25 protein-coding genes are annotated in these 23,629 nt (G+C 61.3%); 13 read left to right on the top strand and 12 right to left on the bottom strand.

Features of this window, described 5'->3' with window-relative positions; all coding sequences use genetic code 11:
* The first annotated feature begins 19 nt into the window (after positions 1–19).
* A complete protein-coding gene (locus AC3IP0_RS19290) occupies positions 20–2,380 on the top strand; it encodes a DNA polymerase II (RefSeq protein ID WP_489325650.1) in 2,361 nt (786 codons plus the stop codon).
* Here AC3IP0_RS19290 and AC3IP0_RS19285 read toward each other — a convergent pair.
* Positions 2,345–2,815, bottom strand: coding sequence for a DUF1810 domain-containing protein (locus tag AC3IP0_RS19285; RefSeq protein WP_489325649.1), 471 nt, complete (start codon positions 2,813–2,815; stop codon positions 2,345–2,347). The two genes, AC3IP0_RS19290 and AC3IP0_RS19285, sit on opposite strands and share 36 nt — an antisense overlap.
* Before the next feature lie 25 nt (positions 2,816–2,840).
* A complete protein-coding gene (locus AC3IP0_RS19280) occupies positions 2,841–3,662 on the bottom strand; it encodes an aldo/keto reductase (protein ID WP_489325648.1) in 822 nt (273 codons plus the stop codon).
* Between the two features lie 280 nt (positions 3,663–3,942).
* On the opposite strand from AC3IP0_RS19280, the gene AC3IP0_RS19275 reads away from it, so the two are divergent.
* Entirely contained in the window at positions 3,943–4,692 is a 750-nt protein-coding gene (locus tag AC3IP0_RS19275; RefSeq protein WP_489316608.1) for a hypothetical protein, read from the top strand.
* A 128-nt stretch (positions 4,693–4,820) separates the two neighbouring features.
* On the top strand, positions 4,821–5,606 hold the full coding sequence (locus tag AC3IP0_RS19270) for a sulfite exporter TauE/SafE family protein (protein WP_489316607.1): 786 nt from the start codon (positions 4,821–4,823) through the stop codon (positions 5,604–5,606).
* Positions 5,607–5,626: 20 nt separating this feature from the next.
* Here AC3IP0_RS19270 and AC3IP0_RS19265 read toward each other — a convergent pair whose 3' ends face one another.
* Entirely contained in the window at positions 5,627–5,995 is a 369-nt protein-coding gene (locus AC3IP0_RS19265) for a VOC family protein (RefSeq protein ID WP_489316606.1), read from the bottom strand.
* Positions 5,996–6,175: 180 nt separating this feature from the next.
* Between AC3IP0_RS19265 and AC3IP0_RS19260 the strand changes: the two genes are divergently transcribed.
* On the top strand, positions 6,176–6,727 hold the full coding sequence (locus AC3IP0_RS19260) for a DUF4174 domain-containing protein (RefSeq protein ID WP_489316605.1): 552 nt from the start codon (positions 6,176–6,178) through the stop codon (positions 6,725–6,727).
* Positions 6,728–6,767: 40 nt separating this feature from the next.
* Here AC3IP0_RS19260 and ampC read toward each other — a convergent pair whose 3' ends face one another.
* The 3 genes from ampC to AC3IP0_RS19245 form a co-directional block, all read right to left on the bottom strand.
* Positions 6,768–7,877: a class C beta-lactamase gene (gene ampC, locus AC3IP0_RS19255; protein WP_489327819.1), complete on the bottom strand. Its 1,110-nt coding sequence runs from the start codon at positions 7,875–7,877 to the stop codon at positions 6,768–6,770.
* Positions 7,878–8,020: 143 nt separating this feature from the next.
* Positions 8,021–9,364: a glucarate dehydratase gene (gene gudD / locus AC3IP0_RS19250; RefSeq protein ID WP_489325647.1), complete on the bottom strand. Its 1,344-nt coding sequence runs from the start codon at positions 9,362–9,364 to the stop codon at positions 8,021–8,023.
* Positions 9,365–9,376: 12 nt separating this feature from the next.
* On the bottom strand, positions 9,377–10,723 hold the full coding sequence (locus AC3IP0_RS19245) for an MFS transporter (protein ID WP_489325646.1): 1,347 nt from the start codon (positions 10,721–10,723) through the stop codon (positions 9,377–9,379).
* A 281-nt stretch (positions 10,724–11,004) separates the two neighbouring features.
* Between AC3IP0_RS19245 and AC3IP0_RS19240 the strand changes: the two genes are divergently transcribed.
* A complete protein-coding gene (locus AC3IP0_RS19240; protein WP_489316602.1) occupies positions 11,005–11,715 on the top strand; it encodes a FadR/GntR family transcriptional regulator in 711 nt (236 codons plus the stop codon).
* 141 nt (positions 11,716–11,856) lie between these two features.
* Here AC3IP0_RS19240 and AC3IP0_RS19235 read toward each other — a convergent pair whose 3' ends face one another.
* A complete protein-coding gene (locus tag AC3IP0_RS19235) occupies positions 11,857–12,768 on the bottom strand; it encodes a DMT family transporter (protein ID WP_489316601.1) in 912 nt (303 codons plus the stop codon).
* A gap of 96 nt (positions 12,769–12,864) precedes the next feature.
* Between AC3IP0_RS19235 and AC3IP0_RS19230 the strand changes: the two genes are divergently transcribed.
* The gene (locus AC3IP0_RS19230; protein WP_489316600.1) at positions 12,865–13,728 is read left to right on the top strand and encodes a LysR family transcriptional regulator; all 864 of its coding nucleotides are present in this window, start codon (positions 12,865–12,867) and stop codon (positions 13,726–13,728) included.
* A 119-nt stretch (positions 13,729–13,847) separates the two neighbouring features.
* Here AC3IP0_RS19230 and trhP read toward each other — a convergent pair whose 3' ends face one another.
* Positions 13,848–15,173: a prephenate-dependent tRNA uridine(34) hydroxylase TrhP gene (gene trhP / locus AC3IP0_RS19225; protein WP_489316599.1), complete on the bottom strand. Its 1,326-nt coding sequence runs from the start codon at positions 15,171–15,173 to the stop codon at positions 13,848–13,850.
* A 160-nt stretch (positions 15,174–15,333) separates the two neighbouring features.
* On the opposite strand from trhP, the gene AC3IP0_RS19220 reads away from it, so the two are divergent.
* A complete protein-coding gene (locus tag AC3IP0_RS19220) occupies positions 15,334–16,395 on the top strand; it encodes an AI-2E family transporter (protein WP_489316598.1) in 1,062 nt (353 codons plus the stop codon).
* Here AC3IP0_RS19220 and AC3IP0_RS19215 read toward each other — a convergent pair.
* From AC3IP0_RS19215 to AC3IP0_RS19205, 3 genes are all read right to left on the bottom strand, one after another.
* A complete protein-coding gene (locus AC3IP0_RS19215; RefSeq protein WP_489316597.1) occupies positions 16,392–16,583 on the bottom strand; it encodes a hypothetical protein in 192 nt (63 codons plus the stop codon). The genes AC3IP0_RS19220 and AC3IP0_RS19215 overlap by 4 nt on opposite strands.
* Positions 16,584–16,698: 115 nt before the next feature.
* Entirely contained in the window at positions 16,699–16,893 is a 195-nt protein-coding gene (locus AC3IP0_RS19210) for a hypothetical protein (protein WP_008052996.1), read from the bottom strand.
* A 234-nt stretch (positions 16,894–17,127) separates the two neighbouring features.
* Positions 17,128–17,469, bottom strand: coding sequence for a hypothetical protein (locus tag AC3IP0_RS19205; protein ID WP_489316596.1), 342 nt, complete (start codon positions 17,467–17,469; stop codon positions 17,128–17,130).
* Between the two features lie 246 nt (positions 17,470–17,715).
* Between AC3IP0_RS19205 and AC3IP0_RS19200 the strand changes: the two genes are divergently transcribed.
* Together AC3IP0_RS19200 and AC3IP0_RS19195 are read left to right on the top strand one after the other, a co-directional pair.
* On the top strand, positions 17,716–18,534 hold the full coding sequence (locus AC3IP0_RS19200) for a shikimate 5-dehydrogenase (RefSeq protein ID WP_489316595.1): 819 nt from the start codon (positions 17,716–17,718) through the stop codon (positions 18,532–18,534).
* A gap of 9 nt (positions 18,535–18,543) precedes the next feature.
* On the top strand, positions 18,544–19,062 hold the full coding sequence (locus AC3IP0_RS19195) for a cupin domain-containing protein (RefSeq protein ID WP_489316594.1): 519 nt from the start codon (positions 18,544–18,546) through the stop codon (positions 19,060–19,062).
* Between the two features lie 130 nt (positions 19,063–19,192).
* Here the strand turns inward: AC3IP0_RS19195 and AC3IP0_RS19190 are convergent, their stop codons facing one another.
* Positions 19,193–19,837, bottom strand: a complete 645-nt coding sequence (locus AC3IP0_RS19190; protein ID WP_489316593.1) for a YceH family protein — start codon at positions 19,835–19,837, stop codon at positions 19,193–19,195.
* 172 nt (positions 19,838–20,009) lie between these two features.
* On the opposite strand from AC3IP0_RS19190, the gene AC3IP0_RS19185 reads away from it, so the two are divergent.
* From AC3IP0_RS19185 to AC3IP0_RS19170, 4 genes are read left to right on the top strand one after another with little or no spacing between them, the layout of a single operon-like run.
* Positions 20,010–21,182 carry an acyl-CoA dehydrogenase family protein gene (locus AC3IP0_RS19185; RefSeq protein WP_489316592.1) on the top strand — a complete coding sequence of 391 codons (1,173 nt, stop codon included), beginning with the start codon at positions 20,010–20,012 and terminating at the stop codon, positions 21,180–21,182.
* On the top strand, positions 21,179–22,372 hold the full coding sequence (locus AC3IP0_RS19180; protein WP_489316591.1) for an acyl-CoA dehydrogenase family protein: 1,194 nt from the start codon (positions 21,179–21,181) through the stop codon (positions 22,370–22,372). The genes AC3IP0_RS19185 and AC3IP0_RS19180 overlap by 4 nt, the downstream gene beginning before the upstream one ends.
* Before the next feature lie 13 nt (positions 22,373–22,385).
* Positions 22,386–23,168: an SDR family oxidoreductase gene (locus AC3IP0_RS19175; RefSeq protein ID WP_489316590.1), complete on the top strand. Its 783-nt coding sequence runs from the start codon at positions 22,386–22,388 to the stop codon at positions 23,166–23,168.
* Positions 23,169–23,170: 2 nt separating this feature from the next.
* Complete coding sequence (locus AC3IP0_RS19170) at positions 23,171–23,629, top strand: MaoC family dehydratase (RefSeq protein WP_489325644.1); 459 nt, start codon at positions 23,171–23,173, stop codon at positions 23,627–23,629.

Genomic DNA, 23,629 nt, shown 5'->3' with positions numbered 1-23,629 from the left:
AGTTTCGAGGTTTGCAGTGGTGGATCTACAGCAGGGCTTCGTCCTGACCCGGCATTGGCGCGACACCCCGGCCGGTACGGAAGTCGAGTTCTGGCTGGCGACCGACAGCGGTCCCCGGCGTATCCGCCTGCCTCATCAACCGTCGGTGGCGTTCATCCCCGCTGCGCAGCGCCAGCCCGCCGAAAGCGTTTTGCATGACGAGAAGAGCGTCGAGCTCAGGCCTCTGGCCCTGCAGGACTTCGAACATCGCCCGGTCCTCGGGCTTTACTGCCAGCAACATGGCCAGTTGATGCGCCTGGAAACCGCGCTGCGCCGGGCCGGTGTCGAGGTGTTCGAGGCCGACGTGCGCCCGCCGGAACGCTACATGATGGAACGCTTCATCACCGCGCCGGTGCGCTTCAGTGGCACGCCGAATGCCGAGGGCTTGCTGCTCGACGCCCAGATGAAACCCGATGCCGATTACCGTCCGAGCCTGAAACTGGTGTCCCTGGACATCGAGACCACGGCCCAGGGCGAGTTGTACTCCATCGCCCTGGAAGGCTGCGGCGAGCGTCAGGTGTACATGCTCGGTCCACCCAATGGCGACGCCAGTCAGGTGGATTTCCAGCTTGAATACTGCGATTCGCGGACCCTGCTGCTGAAAAAGCTCAACGACTGGTTTGCCCGGTTCGACCCCGACGCGATCATCGGCTGGAACGTCGTGCAGTTCGACTTGCGGGTGCTCCACGAGCACGCCCGACGCCTGGCGGTGCCCTTGAAACTGGGGCGTGGCGGCGAGGAAATGCAGTGGCGTGAACACGGCAGCGGCAACCATTTCTTCGCTTCAGCCGCTGGCCGCTTGATCATCGACGGTATCGAGGCCTTGCGTTCGGCGACCTGGAGTTTCCCCTCGTTCAGCCTGGAAAACGTCGCGCAAACCTTGCTCGGCGAGGGCAAGTCCATCGACAACCCGTACCAGCGCATGGACGAAATCAATCGCATGTTCGCCGAGGACAAACCGGCGCTGGCCAAATACAACCTCAAGGACTGTGAACTGGTCACGCGGATTTTCGCCAGGACCGAGTTGCTCACCTTCCTGCTGGAACGGGCCAGCGTCACCGGTTTGCCGACCGATCGCATGGGCGGTTCGGTGGCGGCGTTCACGCACTTGTACATGCCGCTGATGCACCGTCAGGGTTTCGTTGCGCCGAACCTTGGTGGCAAGCCACCGCAAGCCAGCCCCGGCGGTTTTGTCATGGATTCGCAGCCGGGGTTGTACGAGTCGGTGCTGGTGCTCGACTACAAAAGCCTCTATCCGTCAATCATCCGCACCTTCCTGATTGACCCCGTGGGGCTGATAGAAGGGCTCAAGCACCCGGACGACAGTGAGTCGGTGCCGGGTTTTCGAGGTGCGCGCTTTTCTCGCACCCGGCATTGCCTGCCGTCCATCGTCGCCCGGGTGGCTGAAGGCCGGGAAACCGCCAAGCGTGAACACAACGCGCCGCTGTCCCAGGCGCTGAAAATCATCATGAACGCCTTCTACGGCGTACTCGGCTCCAGCGGTTGTCGCTTCTTCGACACGCGCCTGGCGTCGTCCATCACCTTGCGCGGGCACGAAATCATGCTGCGCACCCGCCAGTTGATCGAAGCCCAGGGGCATGCGGTGATTTACGGCGACACCGACTCGACTTTCGTCTGGCTACGTCGCGCCCATGGCCAGCAGGAGGCGGCGCAGATCGGCCATGCGCTGGTGGCGCACGTCAATCAGTGGTGGCGCGAGCACGTGCAGCAGGAATACGGCTTGCAAAGTGTTCTCGAATTGCAGTTCGAAACCCACTACAAGCGTTTTTTGATGCCGACCATTCGCGGCGCCGAAGAGGGCAGTAAAAAGCGCTACGCCGGACTGGTCACCCGTGACGACGGCAGCGATGAAATGATCTACAAAGGCCTGGAAACCGTGCGCACCGACTGGTCGCTGCTGGCCCGGCAATTCCAGCAGGAGCTGTATTCGCGGATCTTCCTGCGCAAGCCCTACCAGGATTATGTGCGTGACTACGTGCGCAAGACCCTGGCCGGTGAATTCGATGACCGGCTGATCTACCGCAAACGCCTGCGCCGCACCCTTGATGACTATCAGCGCAACGTACCGCCCCATGTGCGCGCGGCGCGCCTGGCCGACGAGTACAACGACCGGCAGGGTCGCCCGCGCCAGTACCAGAACGGCGGCTGGATCAGCTACGTGATCACCGTCGCCGGCCCTGAACCGCTGGAAGTGCGCAGCGCGCCCATCGATTACGACCACTACATCACCCGGCAGCTGCAACCGGTGGCGGACGCGATACTGCCGTTTGTCGACGACGACTTCTCAACCCTGATTGGTGGGCAACTGGGCCTGTTTTGAGTCCATCAGCGACAGGGTCCAGTCATCCAGGATGCCGTGGAAGTACTGGTTCAAGGCTTGCTGGAAAAGACTGTCGGCGGCGGTGACTTGCGCAAACAGGGTCATCGAGGAGTGAAACTTCAGGTCGTCGGGATGGCCGAAAATCCCGGCTACCGAGCGCTCCCTGATGTTCAGCACTTCCTGGGTGCAGGTACGTAGCCGGGCGCCCAGCAACGGATGCTCAAGGTAGGCCAGGGCTTCCTCCCGCGAGCGGATGGCAAAGCGGCGCGACATCTCGCTGTCGCCGAGCCCGGCAAACTGCGGAAAAATGAACCACATCCAGTGACTGCGCTTGTGTCCGTTGTTCAGCTCGTTTTGCACCCGGTCGAATACCGGGTCCTGAGCCTGGAGAAAGCGTTGCAGATTGAACGGGTCCAGGTGGTCGGTGCTTCTCATGGCGAAGCTCTCTGACTGCGGTGGTTCAGACCATGGCCAGCCGCTGTTTGCGTTGTGGCGCGTGAAACGCTTGGTCCAGCGCCTCCAGATCCCCGGGCTCAAGCTGCAACGTGGCGGCCTGGGCGTTGAGGCGTACATGTTCGAGTCGGACCGCCTTGGGGATGGCGATCACTCCGTCCTGACGCAGTATCCATGCCAGTGCTACCTGTGCAGGTGCGACGCCGTGATGGGCGGCTACCTGCTTGAGCGTGGCATCGAAGAGCATTTTACCGCCCTGGCCAATCGGGCAGTAAGCCATGACCGGCAACCGCCGTTGCTGGCTCCAGGGCAGTAAATCAAATTCTATGCCCCGTTGTTCCAGGTTGTAGAGCACCTGATTGGTGGCACAGGCCGGGGCGTCCAGTTCCAGCAAGTCGTCGAGGTCGAAATTGGACACGCCCCAACGGCCGATCTTGCCGGCTTCGCGCAGGCGCTCGAAGGCGTCGACGGTTTCCTCCAGGGGATACTGGCCGCGCCAATGCAGCAGATACAGATCGATGTAATCGGTGCCAAGCCTGCGCAGGCTTCGCTCGCAAGCCAGGGGAATGCCCTGGCGACTGGCGTTGTGCGGGTACACCTTGCTGACCAGAAAGACCCTGTCGCGCTGGCCGGCGATGGCATCGCGGACCACTTCCTCGGCGCCGCCTTCGGCGTACATCTCAGCGGTGTCGATCAGGGTCATGCCCAGTTCGATACCCAGGCGCAGTGCCGCGACTTCTTCCGTGTGCCGTGAACGGTCTTCGCCCATCTGCCAGGTCCCCTGGCCGATGACCGGGACCCTGGTGCCAGCCAGTTCAAGCGTGCGCATGCAAAGCCTCCTGTGTGTATTCGGTGAATAGTGTAGGAGCTGCCGCAGGCTGCGATCTTTTGACTTTGATTGTTCAAGATCGAAAGATCGCAGCCTGCGGCAGCTCCTACAGGGAGTGTGTACCGTCCCCACGATTTTCTGATCCGTTTTTACTTTGAACATTCCCCTGCCAGTGATCGATTGGTACCGCCCGATACTGCACTTTTTCTAAATGTCCGGCTCTATCCATGGCAGCCTGCGGCGATCCCCACCGCCGGCCCATGCCCAAGTCCAAGAACCCATGGCTCGAGTTTCACCCGCGATCACCACTAAAATCCGCCGTCATTGCCTGCTGCTGGCAGGTCTGTCGATGTTCTTCGTCACCGGTTGCAGCCAGCAGCAGGGCGGCGACATCATCAATCAGATGCGCGAAGGCAAACCCCAGGAGTTCCTGCAGACCAGCGTCGACCGCATGGCCACCCTGACCATGCGCGACAACCTCAACAGTCTTTACCTGCTGATGAGCAAGCTCTACCTGCGTAACCCCGATGAGCTGAAAAAGTCCGGCTTCCTCGATGCCCGCACCGCCGGCAAGCAAGTGCGCATGGCCATTGAGCTGCAGCAGCCATTACCGACCCTGGGTGGAAAAAAGGACCTCGCGGCCCTGCGTTTTGCCATGAGCCCGGAGTTTCTCGGCGACCGGGTCGGGGCGTTCATCTATGCCATCGGCAGCATGCTGGTGACCGCCCATGGCAATCGCCTCGAGTTCTACATGACCGATACGATCAACCCGGTATTCGTCAGCAATGCCGCGCGCAATATCGAGATCGCCACCTGGATCCTCAGCCAGCGACAGAACAAAGAGGGCCAGCCCTTGCTGTTCTCCAACGAGATCTCGGAGGAGGGCAGCAACCTGAGCTTTGCCGTCGAGTTCGGCAAGATCGTCGCCCGGCTGGACCTGCTGACCCAGATGCTCGACGAACGCTACCGGCGCATCGGCCTGAACTATGCCCAGAGCCTGCTGTTCCTGAATTTCCTGCCAGTGCAGTGAATCCAGTAGAGAACCCTGTGGGAGGGGGGGCTTCTGGTATAAAGATAGATCGCATCGATATAGATGGTTATAAGAAATGCCGCTATGCTGCGGTCCGGATTTCCCCTGCGATCGTTGTGGACGTATTCATGGATTTACTGAACATCGGGTTGGTCGTTGCCGGGCTGGTTGTCGGCTTCATCGTCGGCATGACTGGCGTAGGTGGCGGGTCGCTCATGACCCCGATCCTGCTAGGGTTCGGCATCAACCCGGCGACGGCGGTCGGTACCGACCTGCTGTACGCCGCCATCACCAAGTCCAGCGGCGTACTGGTTCACCGCAAGAACAACAACATCGACTGGGCGATCACCGGCTGGCTGACCTTGGGCAGCGTGCCTGCGGTGGCGTTGACGCTGTGGTTCCTCAGTACCCTGCACAGCGCCCCCGAGGCGATGAACGCGATCATCAAGCAGGCCCTCGGTTTTGTGTTGTTTGCCACGGCACTGGCGATCCTGTTCAAGAAGCGCCTGCTCGACTTCGCCCACAAACGTGCGGGCGGCAACTACAACCCCAGCGGACTGCGCTTGAACGTGATGACAGTCATCACCGGGCTGGTCCTTGGCACCATGGTCGCGCTGACGTCCATCGGCGCCGGTGCACTGGGCACCGTGGCACTGTTCATTCTCTATCCGATGCTGCCGACCCGCCGCCTGGTGGGGACTGAAATCGCCCACGCCGTGCCGCTGACCCTGGTCGCGGGCCTTGGCCATGCCAGCATGGGCAACATGGATTGGCACGTCCTGGGTTACTTGCTGGTGGGCTCGTTACCGGGGATTTACCTGGGCAGCCACCTGACCGGGCGCATCTCCGACGAACTGCTGCGCCCTTGCCTGGCGACCATGCTGTTGCTGATCGGCTACAAGCTGGCGTTCTGATTCAAGCCGCCACGCCAGCTTCATTCGCGGGTGAATATTTCCAGCAGATGCCCGTCCGGGTCATCGAAATACACCCGCCGTCCTCCCGCGTAATCATTGATCTCCCTCAGTCGCTGCTTGCCCGGGTCGGCCCACCACGGCTGACCGTTGGCTTGCAGGCGTGCGAAGGCTGCATCGAAATCCTCGTCGCCCACCAAGAATGCGTAGTGCTGAGACGCAATCGGCGGGTCGTTGTCGTAGAAATCCAGTGACACGCCGTTATCCAGTTTGACGATCAGCATGGGCCCGAAGGGCTGCGGGGCGGGCAGGCCAAGGAGGCTGGCCAGGAAATTCGCCGAAACCTGCTTGTCCCGGCACCAGACGATGGTGTGGTTCAACTGAGTGCTCATGGGCCAGTCCTCGCGACGGATCAGGCGGGTTGTCATGAGTCTTCAGATTAGCCCAGCCTGTTGCGCAATGACCGCCCTGACCTAAGCTTGGGGCAAGGCGAAAAATATTTGCGGTACGTCACCCGGAACGATCGCCGCGATGCGCAATCATTAGAGCGTGGATATCAAAAGGAGATGCGCATGCTCATCAGGTCACTGACCCTGGCTACTTTGCTGGCGATTGCCGGCACCTCGTTCGCCGCCGATGGCGACTCACCGCTGGACATGGACAAAGGCAGGGCCCGGCCACTGATTGTCATCGCTCCAAGCACCGTTGATCCCAACTGGGTCAGCCTGAAAAAGTCCCTGGATGAGCCGGCCAATCGCAAGGGATTCACTGACCGCAACATGGTGCTCTACACCGTACTCAACCTGATGGGCCAACGCGACGGCAAGGACCTGGGGCCGCAGGACACCGCGGCGCTGATCCGCTCGCTCAAGCTGGGTGCCGGCGCCAAGACCAAGGTGATTCTGGTCGGCAAGGACGGCGAAAAGAAACTTGAACAATCGGATACCTTCAAGCTGGACGAGATTTTCAGCGCTGTCGATCAGTTGCCGGCGGCCGAGAAAGAATTTACCGCGACCGTGGCTGTTCCCGTCGCGGAAGCGGAGCCGGCGGCCAAAGGCGCCAAAGGTACAAAACCTGGCAAACCGGCCAAGCCCGCCAAGCCGCCTGAAATGCCGGATGATTGATCCGACACTGAGTTCGGGCGGGGAGCAGACGAGACAGGAACTATTGGGCAAGGGCACTCAAAATCCGATGAGCAATCCTGACCCGCTGCGCATTCGGGTAGTTCTTGTTGGCCAGCATCACAATACCGATGTCCTTCGCTGGCACGTACGCCACGTAAGCACCAAAGCCACCGGTTGAACCGGTCTTGTTGATCAGCACGTTCTCTGGCTGCGCTTGTGGCGGGTTCAGCCATTGGACCTTGTGCACCTCCATGGCCATCGGCGTGGAGTTGCCGTCCAGCAAGCGATCCAGTGTAATCGGGTAGCGATACATCTCCCAACCGAGGCCCTGGGTCATATTGCCGACGGTGTAGTAACCGCTATGGGTCAAGGCGATAGCTTGCTGCAACGGCTTTTCCAGGGACGCCGGCTTCATGTTTGCGCCGACGTAGGCCAGTAAGTCGGCGGCGCTGGTTTTCACCCCATACGCCTCGGAGTCCAGCGCACCCGGGGTGACACGTACCGGTTTGCCGTCCTTGTTGTAGCCCTGGGCGTACAGCGCCATCTGATCCTGCGGCACATGCACATAGGTGTGCTTGAGGCCCAGTTTCGGCAGCAGGGTTTTCTCCATCAGTTCATCGAACGGCTGGCCCATGCTTTGCGCGGCGAGGTAGCCGAAAAGGCCAAGGCTGGGGTTCGAATACAGTCGGTGGCTGCCGGGGGCGTAGAGCGGTTTCCATTGTTTGTAGTAGCCGAGCATTTTGTCGGCCGAATCATATTCAGCGGGGAATTGCAGCGGCAAGCCGCCAGCGCTGTAGGTGCCCAGTTGCAGTACGCTGATGTGGTCGAACGCACTGCCGCGCAAGGCCGGCAGGACCTGGCTGGCCTTGTCCGACAGCGACAGCTTGCCCGTGGCCTGGGCGTAGGCGGCGAGGGTGGCGGTGAAGGTTTTGCTGACGGAGCCGATTTCGAACAGGGTGTCTTGCGTGACGGGGTTGCCGGTTTCTATCGAGGCGACGCCATAGTTGAAGTAATGCGCCTGGCCGTTGACGGTGACTGCCACGGCCATGCCGTGAATGCCCTCGGCTTGCATCACCGGTTGTACAGCGGCGTTCACCAGTGTCTCGATTTGATCCTGCGCCACGCATTGACCTGCGGCGAATATCGCCATGCAAGCGGCGATGGTTTTCAGCCTGTCCATGTTGGTTTCATCCGTCGTTGATTCAGTTGCGCGTCATTTTAGGGTGTGAAGCGCCATGCTCCGAGCGCTTTTTAAAATAGGCGGCCAACAGGCGGCCACGCGCAACCGTTGATTCAACGCACCAGGCAAGGCCGCTTGTTATTGAACTTCCAGCCGGGAATCAGGAACTGCATCGCCACGCTGTCATCCCGCGCCCCCAGGCCCATGCCTTTGTATAGCTCATGGGCCTTGGCCAGTTGATCCATGTCCAACTCGACCCCCAGCCCCGGTTTCTGCGGCACCTGCACGCAGCCGTCGACGATTTGCAGCGGGGCCTTGGTCAGGCGCTGGCCGTCCTGCCAGATCCAGTGGGTGTCGATGGCGGTGATCTCGCCCGGCGCGGCCGCCGCAACATGGGTGAACATCGCCAGGGAGATGTCGAAGTGGTTGTTGGAGTGCGAACCCCAGGTCAGGCCCCATTCGTGGCACATCTGCGCTACGCGCACCGAGCCTTGCATGGTCCAGAAGTGCGGGTCGGCCAGGGGAATGTCGACTGACTGCAACTGGATCGCGTGGCCCATCTCCCGCCAGTCGGTGGCGATCATGTTGGTCGCGGTCTTCAGGCCCGTGGCCCGGCGGAATTCAGCCATGACTTCGCGTCCCGAGTAACCGTTTTCCGCCCCGCACGGGTCTTCGGCATAGGCCAGCACGCGGTGCTGATCGCGGCACAGGCGGATGGCTTCTTTCAGCGACCAGGCGCCATTCGGGTCGAGGGTGATGCGCGCATCGGGGAAGCGTTCGGCCAGGGCCGTGACCGCTTCGATTTCGGCGTCGCCGCTGAGCACGCCGCCCTTGAGCTTGAAGTCCTTGAAGCCATATTTGGCGTGAGCCGCCTCAGCCAGGCGCACCACCGCATCGGCGGTCATGGCTTTCTCGTGACGCACGCGGAACCAGTCGTTGTCTGCGTCCGGTTCGCTGCGATAGGCGAGGTCGGTTTCGTTGCGATCGCCGACATAAAACAGATAGCCGAGCATCTTCACTTCATCGCGCTGCTGGCCTTCGCCGAGCAGGGCGGCCACTGGCACATCCAGGTGCTGGCCGAGCAAGTCGAGCAACGCGGCTTCCAGGCCGGTGACGGCGTGAATGGTGATGCGCAGGTCGAAGGTCTGCAAACCGCGGCCACCGGCATCGCGGTCGGCGAAGGTCTGGCGTACCTGATTGAGAATCTTCTGATAAGTGCCAATCGGGCTGCCGACCACCAGGCTTCGCGCGTCTTCGAGGGTCTGGCGGATGCGCTCGCCCCCCGGCACTTCGCCGACACCGGTGTGGCCGGCGTTGTCCTTGAGGATCACGATGTTGCGGGTGAAAAACGGGCCGTGGGCGCCGCTCAGGTTGAGCAGCATGCCATCATGGCCGGCCACCGGAACAATCTGCATGCTGGTGATGGTCGGGGCCTTGGCGATTTCTTGTGCAGTCATTTTTTTATCCTTTCAAGCGTGGCGTGGCGCAGCTTTGGCCGATTCGACGGCAGGCGCGGACTTGGGTTTGTTGCGGGCGGCAAACACGATGATGGCGGCAATGATCGAGGTCGCGGCCAGGCCGTACAGCCCGCCTTGAATGGAGCCGGTGCGCTCTTCCAGCAGGCCGAAAGTGGTCGGCGCAACGAAGCCGCCGAGGTTGCCCACCGAGTTGATCAGCGCGATGACGCCAGCCGCGATTCGTGCGTCCAGGTAGGCCTGGGGAATCGGCCAGAACAGCGACGAGGCCGATTTGAAGCCCAGTGCGGCAAAGCAGATCGCAACGAAGGCGAAGACCGGCCCGCCGGTGGTGGACATGAACATCCCGGCCGCGGCGATCAGCAGGGCAGTGGCGACCCAGGCTTGCTGGTGTTTCCATTTGGCCGACAGGGAGGCGAAGGCGTACATGCCGACAATCGACAGCAACCACGGAATCGAGTTGAACAGCCCGACCTGGACATCGCTCAGGTCGCCCATCTTCTTGATGATGCTCGGCAGCCAGAAGGTCGCGGCGTAGATGGTCAACTGGATAAAGAAGTAGATCAGGCAGAACAGGATGATCTGGCGATCCTTGAGCAATTTGCCCAGCGACGGCTTGATCGGCGTGGCGGCTTCCCGGGCCAGTTGTTCGTCGTCGATGGCCTTGACCAGCGCGTCCTGCTCTTCGCGGCTCAGCCATTTGGCGTCGTGGGGCCTGGAGTCCAGCCAGAACCAGACGAACACGCACAACCCCACCGAAAACATGCCCTCGATGAAGTACATCCACTGCCAGCCGTGCAGGCCCAGCCCTTCGATTTGCAGGAGCAAACCGGACAGGGGGCCTGAGATCAGCGACGCGAACGCCGAGCCACTGAGGAAGATGGCAATCGCCTTGCCGCGCTCCACACCGGGCAACCAGCGGGTGAAGTAGTAGATCACTCCGGGAAAGAACCCGGCTTCGGCCACGCCCAGCAGAAAACGCAGGATGTAGAAGTGGGTTTCGTTCTGGATGAACGCCATGCCCGCGGCGACCAGGCCCCAGGTCAGCATGATCCGGGTCAGCCAGATGCGTGCGCCGACTTTCTGCAGAAGGATGTTGGAGGGCACCTCGAACAGTGCATAACCGATGAAGAACAGACCGGCACCCAGGCCGTAGGCGGCCGCGCCAATGCCCAGGTCGTGTTCCATGTGGGCGCGGACGAAACCGATGTTCACGCGATCAATGTAATTGACGATGAACATGATGACGAACAGCGGCAAGACGTGTCGTTTGACTTTGGCGATGGCGGACTTCAGCGCTGAATTGGCGTCGTCGTGCATCCCGGGGATGGATGTATTCACTGCGTTTTTCTCCCACTCGTTATTTTTATGCGGGGTGAAGCTGGGTGCTGCGTTGTTGCTAGACATCATACAACTAGATTTTTTGATCTTGCAACCACGATTATTCAATGAAATGGCGTGTTGCCAGAGGTTTTTTATTCTATTGGTGGTGGTTGATGGCCTTTGAAATGAATCAATATGGGCTGGTTGTTGAGTGTTGTCATACAAGTTGAGCGATGTTTTTCAGGATTCCCGCCCGGCACGGTGCTACGATTCGATAGCCCTGATTTCCGGACACCCTCATGCAAGAAGACCTCGAAGTACCCGCCCGCAAGCGCAGCCACAACCTGGCCCATGACCTGGTGGAGAAACTGACCCAGCGCATCCTGCTCGGCCAGATGTTGCCCGGCGACAAGTTGCCGTCGGAAAACACCATCGTTCAGGAACACGGGGTCAGTCGCACGGTGGTGCGCGAGGCGATCTCGAAGTTGCAGGCCTCGGGGCTGGTGGAGACCCGGCACGGAATTGGCACGTTCGTGATCGAGCGCGCACCGGAGCAGGGGCTGCGGCTGAATGTCGATACCGCGTTGGGGGTGCGCAGCATTCTGGAGTTGCGCATGGGCCTGGAAACCCAGGCGGCGGCGCTGGCGGCAGCTCGCCGCACCGATCTGCAACTGGCGCAGATGCGTGAAGCGCTGGATGACTATCAAAGTCTGTTGGCCAACAACGACAGTTGTGTCGAAGCGGACCGGCGTTTTCATCTGCTGATCGCCGAAGCCACCGGCAACCTGTGTTTCACCGAAATCATGCAGCACCTGGGCAGTGCGATGATCCCGCGCACCCGGGTCAATGCCGCCGAGCGTGGCGCGGTGGACTTGAGCAAGCTCGGCCAGTTGGCCAACCTGGAGCACGAGGCGATTCTCAACGCCATCAAGCGCCAGGACCCGGACGCGGCGCGGGCGGCGATGTGGCTGCACCTGACCAACAGCCGTGACCGGTTTTCGGCTAGCTGAGGTTGTCTGTTTTTCAGTTGCACCGTGTCATCGTTCTTCGCGAGCAGGCTCGCTCCCACATCGATTGTGTGAGCACTGCAACTCCCCTGTGGGAGCGAGCTTGCTCGCGATAGCGCCAGACCTGACAGCGAAAAACATGGATCAGACCCTGACAGCTTGAACAACCACAGCCCGCCGCTCCAGATTCAACGCCAGCACACTCGCCAACACCACCAGCCCGCCGATCACGATCATCAATGTCGGCCGCTCGCCAAGCGCATAGGACGCAATGACCATCGCCGTCGGCGGCGTCAAATACAGGGTCATCGTCGCCCGGCTCAAATCGACATGCGCCAGCACATAGGCCCAGGCCAGGTACGCCAGGGCGCTGGGGAATATCCCCAGGGCAATCACCGCAAACTGCACGCGCATCGGTGCCAAGGCGACTTGATCCAGCAGGCCGGGCAAGAAAACCAGCAACAGCGCCGTTCCGGACCACACCGTGTAACACACCAGCGTCAAGCCGTCGTAACGCCCGGTGTGATGCTTTTGCAGGGCAAAGTAGAGACTCCAGGACACCGCCGCCAACAGGATCAGCAGGCCGTGGGCATCGATGCTGCCCAGGCCATGATCGCCCGCCACCACAATCACCACGCCAAACAACCCGAGCAGCACACAACCCCAGCGCCACGGGCTCACCTGATCCTTGAACACGAAGCGCGCGATCAATGTGCTGAACAGCGGCGTGGTCTGGGCCAGGACACTCGAAGCGCCAGCGCTGACACCCTGCTGCCCGAAGTTGATCGCCACGTGGTGCAGGCTCACGGCAAAGAAGCCCAGGCCAAACATCAACGGCAAGTCTCGAATATTCGGCAGGCAAATGCCCTTGAACATCGCGACCACGGCCATGAACACGGAAGCCAGCAGGAAGCGCAGGAGCGCCAGATGTACGGGGTCGTAGGCCTGCAATCCGATATGGATGCCGGTCGGGGAATAGCCCCAGCACGCCACGACAAACGCCATGGCCAGGATGATTTTCCAGGGGGAAACGGGGGAGGGTGTGAGCGGCGTCATGGTCGTGCACCTGTGGGTGGATGCACCGAGTATCAGAAAGCGGATCGTTCGCCACAACTGACTTATACTGCGCTAATCGTTCACTGTGGGTGATGTATGGAGCTGGCACAGATTCGCATGTTCAAGACCGTCGCCGACGTCGGCAGCATCGCTCGCGCGGCCGAGCTGTTGCACTGCGTGCCGTCGAACATCACAGCACGGATCAAGGCCCTGGAGGCCGAACTGGGTGTCGCGCTGTTTCTGCGTGAGGGCCGAGGGTTGCGCATCAGCCCGTCGGGGCAAACCTTCCTGGCCTACGCCTCGAAAATTCTTGCCCTCACCGCCGAGGCCAAGCGCGCGGTCGACCCGTCGGCCGAACCCTCGGGGCCGTTGCGCATCGGGGCCATCGAGTCGTCCGCCACCGGGCGATTGCCGCGCCTGCTGGCGAAATTCCACAAGCGTTTCCCGCAGGTGGCGCTGGAGCTGACCACCGGCACCTGGGCCCAGTTGCTCGACGACACGCTCAATCACAAGCTCGACGGTGCAATCGTCGCGGTCGACGTCGAGCGTTCGCACCTCAAGCGCACGCCGATGTACCGCGAGGAGTTGCTGTTGATCGCCTCAACCTCCCTCGGGCCGTTGCGCGACGTGACGGACCTGCATGACAAGACGATGTTCCTTTGGCCTCAGGGCTGTCCTTACCGGGCGGCGATGGAGCATTGGTTACTGCGCAATGGGTTGGCGCTGCCGATTGTCAGCCTGGCCAGCTATGGCGCGATTGTCGGTTGCGTCAGCGCCGGGGCTGGTGTGGCGCTGGTGCCCAAAGGCGTGTTCGACCAATACGCCAAAGGCGCGGGGTGCGCGGGGTTTGAATTCCCCGATCTGACCGCCGTCGACAACCTGTTTTACTGGCACGAAAACGCCGGGGTGCACCCGGCGCGGGAGGCGTTTGTGGCGATGCTCCGCGAGGAATTCGCCTGACACCGTACCTGTGGGAGCGAGCTTGCTCGCGATAGCGGTGTATCAGTCAATATTGTTAGCGACTGACACTCCGTCATCGCGAGCAAGCTCGCACACAGGGTTTTGTGTGTATTTGAAGATCAGTTCACGTTCACATCCCGCATTAGCAACCCAAACTCCAGATCCACCGCATCCGGTATCGGCAAATACACCGTATGCCCATCCCCCGGTGCAACCTCGATCACTTCACCCTTGGCGTTTTGCAGCTGATGCAGATCGAAGTGGAAGTTGCCCTTGGGCGTCATCAACTCCATGTGATCGCCCAGGCCGAAGCGGTTCTTCACCTTGACCTCGGCCAGTCGATCTCGCCGCTGCCCGGTCAACTCACCGACAAACTGCTGGCGCTCCGACACCGAGCTGCCGTTCTGGTAGTTCTGGTATTCGTCATGCACGTGCCGGCGCAGAAAGCCTTCGGTGTAGCCGCGCTGGGCGAGGGATTCCAGGTCGGTCATCAGGCCGCGGTCGAAGGCTCGGCCTGCCACGGCGTCGTCGATGGCGCGGCGATAAACCTGGGTGGTGCGCGCGCAATAAAAGTGCGATTTGGTCCGGCCTTCGATTTTCAGGGAGTGCACGCCCATGTGGGTCAGGCGTTCGACGTGCTGCACGGCGCGCAGGTCCTTGGCGTTCATGATGTAAGTGCCGTGTTCGTCTTCAAAGGCCGGCATCTGTTCGCCGGGACGATTGGCCTCCTGCAACAGGAACACCTGTTCGGTAGGCGCGCCGATGCCCAGGGTCGGTTCGGGATCGAATGCCTGCACGATCTCGCCGAGATTGTTTTCCGTGGCCGGTTGCGCCGAATATTTCCAGCGACAGGCATTGGTGCAACTGCCCTGATTGGCGTCACGCTTGTTCATGTAGCCCGACAGCAGGCAGCGCCCGGAATAGGCCATGCACAACGCGCCGTGCACGAACACTTCCAGTTCCATGGCCGGCACTTGCTCGCGGATCTCGGCGATTTCTTCCAGGGACAGCTCCCGGGACAGGATGATCCGGCTCAAGCCTTGCTGTTGCCAGAACTCGACGCTCGCCCAGTTCACCGTATTGGCCTGCACCGATAGGTGGATTGGCATCTGCGGGTAGTGTCGGCGCACCAGCATGATCAGGCCGGGGTCGGACATGATCAGTGCATCCGGGGCCATGGCGATCACCGGTTCAAGGTCCTTGAGGAAGGTCTTGAGCTTGGCGTTGTGCGGCGCGATGTTCACCACCACGTAGAAGCGCTTGCCCTGGGCCTGGGCCTCGCGAATGCCGAGGGCCAGGTTGGCGTGGTCGAATTCGTTGTTGCGCACCCGCAGGCTGTAGCGCGGCTGGCCGGCGTACACGGCATCGGCGCCGTAGGCGAAGGCGTAGCGCATATTTTTCAGGGTGCCGGCGGGGGCGAGTAGTTCTGGCGCGGAGAGGTTCATGGCGGTGTCGGTCGCAAAAGCCGCGCAGGGTAAACGTTCGGTGGCGAGGGTTTATTGACCTGGATCTATGCTTGTTCAACAAACCGATGGCACTCGCGCGAGCCGTAGTGGACTAAACATCAGGGCGGAAGTCTTTCGTCCTCTCTGGCACGGATCGGACATGAACGAAACGCCCCTACAAGACAAATCACTGACGGTTTTGCTGGTGCTGGTGAGCGCTGCCTTCATCTGGATCCTGCTGCCGTTTTACGGCGCGGTGTTCTGGGCGGTGATCCTCGGCATCGTCTTTGCGCCACTGCAGGGCCGACTGCAACTGAAGTTCGGCTGGCAACGCAACCTCACGTCGCTGTGCACATTGAGCATTTGCCTGGTGATCGCGATTCTGCCGGTGATCATCATCAGCGCCTTGCTGGTTCAGGAGGGCTCGGCACTCTACAAAAGCATCGAGAGTGGCGAACTCGACATTGCCGGGTACGTGTCGCAGTTCAAGCACAGCCTGCCGCCGTATTTCCAGCTACTGCTGGATCGCTTCGGCATGGGTGAGTTGAACGGGCTACGGGAGAAAATCGTCAAAAGCGCGATGACCGGCGGTCAGGAGCTGGCGGCTCAGGCCTTCATTTTTGGCCAGGGTACATTCGAGTTCATCGTCAGCTTTTTCATCATGCTGTACCTGCTGTTCTTCTTCCTGCGCGACGGTGCGGAACTGGCGCGCAAGGTGCGTGCGGCGGTGCCATTGCAGGAGCAGCAGAAACGCCGTTTGCAGCTCAAGTTCAATCGTGTGGTGCGGGCCACGGTGAAAGGCAACCTGCTGGTGGCGGTCACCCAAGGCGCGCTGGGCGGTCTGATTTTTTGGTTTCTGGACATCCCCAGCGTTTTGCTCTGGGCGGTATTGATGGCGTTTCTGTCGCTGCTGCCGGCGGTGGGGGCGGGAATCGTCTGGGTGCCGGTGGCGGCGTTTTTCCTGCTCACCGGGGCGATCTGGCAGGGCGTGGTACTGGTATTGTTCGGGGTCTTCGTGATCGGGCTGGTGGACAACCTGCTCCGGCCGTTGCTGGTGGGCAAGGACACCAGGATGCCGGACTACATGATCCTGGTCTCGACCCTCGGCGGCCTGGCGATTTTCGGGCTGAACGGTTTTGTCATCGGCCCGTTGATCGCGGCCCTGTTCATGTCGAGCTGGGCCATTTTCGTTGAAACCAAACCGCGGGTGCAGCTGCCTTAGGCGCTGAACCTGCCGGACTGGCCGGTGCCGATGCGTTGTGACAGCTCCCGGGCAGCGGGTAGCGAAGTGAGCGGGCCGCTGATCTGCACGCCATCCTGCACCAGATACCAGCAGGCGAGCATGCCCAGCTCCCTGAGCTGTGCGGGGACGGCGCTGCCGATAACGGACATGATCTGAACCTTGGACATGACAAGTATCTCCATCAATCTGTGGAGTTACTTTAAGGTCCGGGTGCCTTGAGGGGTAATCAACGCTTTCGATAGTGGTCATTGATGCCAGAGGGGGCAAACGACCGTTGGTCGGTCAGCTGACCACCTGATCGAGCATATGAACCACTTCCTGCTCGTTGAGCAGGCCCTTGCGCACCAGGCTTTGCGTCAGCAACGAGAGAAACTTGGCGCTGCGATGACCTTCCAGGTGCTTGAGTTCGGTCAGTGCGTTGTAGACCTTGCTGGAGGTGCACAGACCGACGATGCGGTGCGGGTTTTGCGTTGGCATGTGGTCGTCCTTGTTGTTTTCAACTGTTATCGACGGACAGCACCGAGCTTGCGGAACTGTCATGACAAAAATATGACCGTTTTTTGCCACACGGCAGAAAACAGGTCGAGTCCATCTTGCCCGTTTCAGCCACGGGCACTGTCCCGATAGCGACCTTGGCGAGATTTATCCAGACCAGCACCGACAAACGGGCATAAAAAAGCCCCGCTGTTTCAGCGGGGCTGGATGAGTTCGTTACCAGCGACCGTGGCCGTGGCCGTAGTAGCCCCGTGGCGGGCCATAGTAACCACGGGGTGGACCGTAGTAGCCACGGGGTGGGCCGTAGTACACCGGGGCCGGCTGGTAGTAAACCGGAGGCGGTGGTGCGTAATAAACCGGCGCGGGCTGGTAGTAGACCGGTTGCGGAGCGACATAGACCGGGCGGTTGGCGTTGATCAGAGCCGAGCCGACGATGGCAGTACCGACGATCGCTCCAAATACCGCCGCATCATTACCACCACCACCATGGGCTTGCGCCTGACCTGCGATAGCGAGGGCGCCGATCAGCAAGGCTACTGTGGGGACTTTACGGATCATGATAGTTCCTCGGTTCTTCAACCCGGCGCTTGTGTCTGCAATAGACCCAAGGATTGTCGCGGGGATACTTCTAAGACAGCGTTTTTCTGAAAAACAGCACGGCCGCGAGGTAAATTTTGTGTAAGGTCTGTACCGACTTTCTTACCGACCCGTGTAAGGCCGCGCTAACACACTTACATGATCGATCAGAACCCGATGGAGGGCTAATCCCGTCCATCCGAAAAGTGCACTTGAAGGAGCTTGCCCATGCAGATGAACCCCAACAAAGACACCCAGCTGTGCATGTCCCTTTCAGGACGCCCCGGGAACTTTGGTCTGCGTTTTCACAATCATCTGTATGAACAGTTGGGCTTGAATTTTTACTACAAGGCCTTTGCCAGCCAGGACCTGACGGGGGCCGTTGCCGGCATTCGCGCCCTGCGGATTCGTGGTTGTGGCGTGTCGATGCCGTTCAAGGAAGCCTGCATTGCCCTGGTGGATGAACTCGACGCGTCTGCAGCGGCCATTCAATCGATCAACACCATCGTCAACACCGACGGACATCTCAAGGCCTACAACACCGATTACATCGCCGTGGCCCAGTTGCTGGAAAAACACCAGGTGCCCAAGGACTCGACCTTTGCCTTGCGCGGCAGTGGCGGCATGGCCAAGGCCGTGGCGAGCGCCTTGCGCGATGGCGGCTATGAAAACGGCCTGATCGTGGCCCGCAACGAGCGCGCCGGGCAGGCGCTGGCGCAGTCTTTGGGGTATGAGTGGCAGGCCGAGCTGGGGAGTCGTCGCCCGCAGATGCTGGTCAACGTCACCCCGATCGGCATGACGGGAGGACCGGAGGCCGAGCAACTGGCCTTTGAGGCTGACGTGATCGAAAAGGCGGAAACTGTCTTCGATGTGGTGGCGATTCCCTCGGAAACACCACTGATCGTGCGTGCTCGTGCCGAAGGCAAGCGGGTCATCACCGGGCTGGAAGTGATCGCGATCCAGGCACTGGAGCAGTTTGTGCTCTATACCGGTGTACGGCCGACGGACGAGCAATTCCAGAAGGCCGTGGCGTTTGCCCGCAGCTAGGAGGTGTCCATGCATCCCCCGATTCTCAATCTGGATTCGGTCGAACTTGAACCGCTGCCCGAAGCGTTTGCGCCGAGCGGTGAAACCGCCGGTCGCTATCAACAGCGCCTGGCCCGTGTCGGTCAGCAACTGGGGGCGCAAAAGCTGGGTTATCGCCTGTATGTGCTGGAGCCAGGCATGCGCGGCAGCCCGTTTCACAGTCATCGGGTCAATGAGGAAATGTTCTACGTCGTGGCCGGGGAAGGGCAAGTCCGCCTGGGAGCCGAACGTTTTCCGATCCGCGCCGGTGATGTGATCGCCTGTCCACCGGGCGGCCCGGAAAAGGCGCATCAGATCATCAATACCAGCAACGGCGAGTTGCGCTACTTGGCCGTCAGTACCCAGCAATCACCGGAGATCTGTGAATACCCGGATTCCGGTAAATACGCCGTGATGGATGACTTCAAGGTGGATGCCGAGGGTAATGCTTCGGGTTTTGTTGCGGTGGCCCGGCAGGCGGATGGGGTGGATTACTGGGACGGTGAATAGGCGCAAACACCGCAAAACCCCTGTGGGAGCGGGCTTGCTCGCGAAAGCGTCGGCCCATCCGGCATTGATGTGACTGACAGTCCGCCTTCGCGAGCAAGCCCGCTCCCACATTGGGATCTCTGTAGCCTGATTATTCGAGCCGAGCGAGTCTTTCTTCCAGCGCCGCAATCCGCGTTTCCAGTTCTTCGATCCGTTCAACCGAAACCCCGTTGCTGCCACGCTCGGTCGGGTTGTTCCGTGCCGCCATGATCGCTTCGATATCCGCCGGGTCCCCCAGGGCGTGGGTGTACCGGTCTTCGCGCTGGCCGGCCTGACGCGGAATCAGTACCGCCAGGCCTCGGGCAATCAGGCGTTCGAGTTGATGCACCACCTGTTCGGCATCTTCGAATTCATGCATGCGGCCGCTGCGGGTCAGTAGTTCATTGACGGTCTGCGGGCCGCGCAGAAACATCAGCCCGGACAGGATGACCTGCGCCGGCACCAGTTCCAGGGCTTTGTCGACCTTGTGTTCCCAGCGGTCGGCGCGGCTGCCCATCACCAGTCTGGCAAAGCCGCGTCCTTCGAGGGCGCGCAGGCTCTGGCCGACCTGGCCCGGTGTCAGGTTCATCACTGGCTCGCGGCTGGTTTTCTGGTTGCAGGCAATCACCAGGGCATTGAGGGTCAGGGGATAGGTTTCCGGGCTGGTGGCCTGTTTCTCGATCAGCGAACCCAGAATGCGGATTTCCGTACTGTTGAGCCGCGGCTCGTCGAACGTCGTCTCTTGCTCAGTGCTCATGGTTCTGCATCCTTAGCCGATTCATGTTTTTCACTTGCGTAAGCGCACTTTGACATCGCCCGTTCGGACTAGGCAAGGCTAACGATTCTGCCGCGTCCGACCGGCGCCAAACTTCATGCTCAAAGGGGTGTTGCACCACGCGCGCCCCGCCAAACGAGCAGAAGGCGCCGCGATGGAGTTTGCATTCAGCGACGAACAGGAAATGATCCGCGCATCGGCCGAGGGCTTCCTCGCCGATGTCTCGGATTCTGCCGCCGTGCGCGCGGCAATGGTCAGCGAACGGGGTTTCGACGAAGCCCTGTGGCAGCGTCTGTGCCAGGAAATGTACTGGCCGGCCATTCATATCCCCGAAACCTATGGCGGCCTGGGCCTCGGCTTTGTCGAGTTGACGATCCTGCTGGAACAGATGGGCCGGCGTTTGTTGTGCTCGCCGTTTTTCGCCACCGCCTGCATGGCCACCCCTGCGCTGTTGCTGGCGGCCAATGATGAACAGAAGCAGCGTTGGTTGCCGTCGATTGCCGATGGCAGCGTGACCGCAACGCTGGCGTTCAGCAGTGCCAATGGCTGGTCCGCCGACGATGTCCAGGCAACGGTGGTGGCCGAAGGCGACGGGTTTGTCCTCGACGGCACCCTCAAGCATGTGCTCGATGGCCATGGCGCCGACCTGTTGATCATTGCCGCACGACAACCCGGAACCACTGGCGAAAAGGGCATCAGCCTGTTTGCAGTGAACGCCGTCCGCGCAGGCATCGAGCGGCAAATGCTGCCGACCATGGACCAGACCCGGCGCCAGGCGCGGATCCAGCTCAAGGGCCTGTACCTTGAAGCCGACTGCCTGCTGGGTGAGTTCGGTAACGGCTGGCCGCACCTTGAGCGAGTCCTGCAACTGGCCTGCATTGGCCTGGCTGCCGAGCAGACCGGCGGCGCGCAGCAGGTGCTCGACCTCAGCGTGGCCTACATGCAGGAACGCCAGCAGTTCGGTCGCCCGATTGCCAGTTTCCAGGCCCTCAAACACCGCGCCGCCGACATGATGCTGCAAGTCGAATGCGCCCGTTCGGCCAGTTACTACGCTGCGTGCGTGGCCCAGGAAGTCCTCGATCCCCAGGGTGATCCCCAGGTTGCGGCCGAACTGCCGCTGGCGGCGGCGCTGGCCAAGGCGCAGTGCTCCGAAACCTACTTCTATTGCGCGTCCGAATCGATCCAGTTGCATGGCGGTGTCGGTTTCACCTGGGAGTACGACCCGCACCTCTACTTCAAGCGCGCCCGCGCCAGCGAGAGTTTCCTCGGGCTACCGGCCTGGCATCGCGAGCGCATTGCTTCGGTGATTCTGGGAGAGCAGCCATGAAAATCAGTTTCAGCGAGCAGGACGAACGCTTCCGTCGGGAAGTCGCCGACTGGATGAGCGCCAACCTCTGCGGCGAGTTCGAAGCCCTGCGTTTTCGCGGTGGCCCGGGCGACGAGCACATGTTTCCCGAAGAACGCAAAGCCTGGGAGCGCAAACTCGCCGAAGGCGGCTGGACCTGCGTCGGCTGGGCGCCGGAGCATGGCGGGCGCGGCCTGTCGATCACCCAGCAGGTGATCTTCAACGAGGAGTACGCCCGTGCCGGCGGCCCAGGCCGCATGGGCCATATCGGCGAAGGCCTTGCCGGGCCGACCATCGCCGCGTTCGGCACGGTCGAACAGCAACAGCGCTTTTTGCCGGGGATCGTCAGCGGTACGACGTTCTGGTGCCAGGGCTATTCCGAGCCTGGCGCCGGTTCCGATCTGGCCAACGTCAAGACCCGTGCAACGCTGGATGAAACGACCGGCCAATGGCTGATCAACGGGCAAAAAGTCTGGACCTCCCTGGCCCACGAATCGGACTGGTGCTTTGTGATCGCCCGCACCGAACCGGGCAGCGTCGGCCATCGCGGTCTGTCGTTCCTGCTGGTGCCGATGGCCCAGACGGAAATCACCGTACGGCCCATCGAACAATTGACCGGCACCTCGGAATTCAACGAAGTGTTCTTCGACGATGCCCGCACCGACGCCACCAACATCATCGGTGCGCCGGGTGAAGGCTGGAAGATCGCCATGGCGCTGCTGGGTTTCGAGCGGGGAGTCTCGACCCTCGGCCAGCAGATGCAGTTCCAGAACGAACTCAACGAAATCATCGCCAAGGCCCGCGCCAACGGCGCCGACCGCGACCCGATCCTGCGTCAGCGCCTGGCCGAAGCCTGGAGCGGGCTGCGGATCATGCGCTACAACTCGCTGCGCATGCTCTCGGGTAGCCAGGACGGTGCGCTGCGCAAAGAGGCGACCATCTACAAGCTGTTCTGGTCGACCTGGCACGCCAGCCTCGGCAAGTTGGCGATGGACGTCCTTGGCGCCGAGGCGGAATTGCTCGAAGCCGCGCCTTACCAACTGACCCGATTGCAGTCGCTGTACCTGTTCAGCCGCGCCGACACCCTGTACGGCGGCAGCAACGAAATCCAGCGCAACATCATTGCCGAGCGTGCCTTGGGCATGCCCAAAGAGCCGCGTCCGCGCGCCTGAAAGGAGAGAGTTCATGTCTGTACCTCAATATGTTGAAGGTCGCGGCCTGTTGCGCGGCAAGTCGGTACTGATCACCGCCGCCGCCGGCGCCGGGATCGGTTTTTCCGCCGCCGTGCGCGCTGCCGAAGAAGGCTGCCGCGCGCTGATGATCAGCGATATCCACGAAGGCCGGTTGGCCGAAGCGGTGCTGAAGATCCGCGAAACCACCGGGCTGCAACAAGTGTTCGGCCAGGTCTGCAACGTTGCCGACGAAGCCCAGGTGCAGCAGTTGATCGCCAGCGCCGAGCGTGACCTGCAAGGCGTCGATGTGTTGATCAACAACGCCGGCCTCGGTGGTTCGCGCTTGCTGGTGGACATGGCCGACGAAGAGTGGAATCGGGTCATCGACGTGACGCTCACCGGCACCATGCGCATGACCCGCGCCATGCTGCCGAAAATGATGGAGCGGCGTGCCGGGGTGATCGTCAACAACGCCTCGGTACTGGGCTGGCGCGCGCAGAAAGAACAGGCGCACTACGCCGCCGCCAAGGCTGGCGTGATGGCGCTGACCCGCTGCGCAGCGGTCGAGGCCGCCGACTACGGCATCCGCATCAACGCGGTCAGCCCGAGCATTGCCCTGCACGATTTCCTGCGCAAATCCGCGCCCCAGGCGGTGCTCGATCAACTGGCCGCCAACGAAGCATTCGGCCGTGCCGCCGAGGTCTGGGAAGTGGCCAACGTGATGATGTTCCTGGCCAGCGACTACAGCTCCTACATGACCGGCGAAGTGTTGTCGGTGTCCAGCCAGAGGGCGTGACCATGCCACGTATTTTCGACACGCCGATGGCCTTGTTCGATGCCGTGGGCGAATCGCTTGGCGCCAGTGACTGGCTGTTGCTGGAACAGGACCGCATCGACCAGTTCGCCGACGCCACCGGCGATCACCAGTGGATTCACGTCGATCCAGTCAAGGCCGCCAGCGGCCCGTTTGGTACCTGCATTGCCCATGGCTACCTGAGCCTGTCGCTGGTCAATCTGTTCTTGCCGCAGATCGTCGAGGTCCGTGGCCTGGCCATGGGCGTCAATTACGGCTGTGAGCGGGTGCGCTTCCCTTCGGTGGTGCGCGTCGGCTCGCGGGTGCGCGGCAGTGCGCAATTGATCGCGGTCGAGGAAGTGAAAGGCGGCGTGCAGGCGACCATCCGCGTCAGCGTCGAAATCGACGGCGAGGAACGACCCGGCTGCGTGGTCGACACCATCAGTCGCTATTACCCGGCCTGA

The sequence above is a fragment of the Pseudomonas sp. GL_103 genome (assembly GCF_057835175.1).
The sequence above is the reverse complement of the archived record's forward strand: the minus strand, read 5'-3'. Positions and strand labels throughout refer to the sequence as shown.

What these genes read in the sequence shown, in the direction of transcription:
- AC3IP0_RS19285 (WP_489325649.1), bottom strand. Translation starts at nt 2,815, where the DNA reads ATGAGAAGCACCGACCACCTGGACCCGTTCAATCTGCAACGCTTTCTC.
- AC3IP0_RS19280 (WP_489325648.1), bottom strand. Translation starts at nt 3,662, where the DNA reads ATGCGCACGCTTGAACTGGCTGGCACCAGGGTCCCGGTCATCGGCCAG.
- AC3IP0_RS19275 (WP_489316608.1), top strand. Translation starts at nt 3,943, where the DNA reads ATGGCTCGAGTTTCACCCGCGATCACCACTAAAATCCGCCGTCATTGC.
- AC3IP0_RS19270 (WP_489316607.1), top strand. Translation starts at nt 4,821, where the DNA reads ATGGATTTACTGAACATCGGGTTGGTCGTTGCCGGGCTGGTTGTCGGC.
- AC3IP0_RS19265 (WP_489316606.1), bottom strand. Translation starts at nt 5,995, where the DNA reads ATGAGCACTCAGTTGAACCACACCATCGTCTGGTGCCGGGACAAGCAG.
- AC3IP0_RS19260 (WP_489316605.1), top strand. Translation starts at nt 6,176, where the DNA reads ATGCTCATCAGGTCACTGACCCTGGCTACTTTGCTGGCGATTGCCGGC.
- ampC (WP_489327819.1), bottom strand. Translation starts at nt 7,877, where the DNA reads ATGGCGATATTCGCCGCAGGTCAATGCGTGGCGCAGGATCAAATCGAG.
- gudD (WP_489325647.1), bottom strand. Translation starts at nt 9,364, where the DNA reads ATGACTGCACAAGAAATCGCCAAGGCCCCGACCATCACCAGCATGCAG.
- AC3IP0_RS19240 (WP_489316602.1), top strand. Translation starts at nt 11,005, where the DNA reads ATGCAAGAAGACCTCGAAGTACCCGCCCGCAAGCGCAGCCACAACCTG.
- AC3IP0_RS19235 (WP_489316601.1), bottom strand. Translation starts at nt 12,768, where the DNA reads ATGACGCCGCTCACACCCTCCCCCGTTTCCCCCTGGAAAATCATCCTG.
- AC3IP0_RS19230 (WP_489316600.1), top strand. Translation starts at nt 12,865, where the DNA reads ATGGAGCTGGCACAGATTCGCATGTTCAAGACCGTCGCCGACGTCGGC.
- trhP (WP_489316599.1), bottom strand. Translation starts at nt 15,173, where the DNA reads ATGAACCTCTCCGCGCCAGAACTACTCGCCCCCGCCGGCACCCTGAAA.
- AC3IP0_RS19220 (WP_489316598.1), top strand. Translation starts at nt 15,334, where the DNA reads ATGAACGAAACGCCCCTACAAGACAAATCACTGACGGTTTTGCTGGTG.
- AC3IP0_RS19215 (WP_489316597.1), bottom strand. Translation starts at nt 16,583, where the DNA reads ATGTCCAAGGTTCAGATCATGTCCGTTATCGGCAGCGCCGTCCCCGCA.
- AC3IP0_RS19210 (WP_008052996.1), bottom strand. Translation starts at nt 16,893, where the DNA reads ATGCCAACGCAAAACCCGCACCGCATCGTCGGTCTGTGCACCTCCAGC.
- AC3IP0_RS19205 (WP_489316596.1), bottom strand. Translation starts at nt 17,469, where the DNA reads ATGATCCGTAAAGTCCCCACAGTAGCCTTGCTGATCGGCGCCCTCGCT.
- AC3IP0_RS19200 (WP_489316595.1), top strand. Translation starts at nt 17,716, where the DNA reads ATGCAGATGAACCCCAACAAAGACACCCAGCTGTGCATGTCCCTTTCA.
- AC3IP0_RS19195 (WP_489316594.1), top strand. Translation starts at nt 18,544, where the DNA reads ATGCATCCCCCGATTCTCAATCTGGATTCGGTCGAACTTGAACCGCTG.
- AC3IP0_RS19190 (WP_489316593.1), bottom strand. Translation starts at nt 19,837, where the DNA reads ATGAGCACTGAGCAAGAGACGACGTTCGACGAGCCGCGGCTCAACAGT.
- AC3IP0_RS19185 (WP_489316592.1), top strand. Translation starts at nt 20,010, where the DNA reads ATGGAGTTTGCATTCAGCGACGAACAGGAAATGATCCGCGCATCGGCC.
- AC3IP0_RS19180 (WP_489316591.1), top strand. Translation starts at nt 21,179, where the DNA reads ATGAAAATCAGTTTCAGCGAGCAGGACGAACGCTTCCGTCGGGAAGTC.
- AC3IP0_RS19175 (WP_489316590.1), top strand. Translation starts at nt 22,386, where the DNA reads ATGTCTGTACCTCAATATGTTGAAGGTCGCGGCCTGTTGCGCGGCAAG.
- AC3IP0_RS19170 (WP_489325644.1), top strand. Translation starts at nt 23,171, where the DNA reads ATGCCACGTATTTTCGACACGCCGATGGCCTTGTTCGATGCCGTGGGC.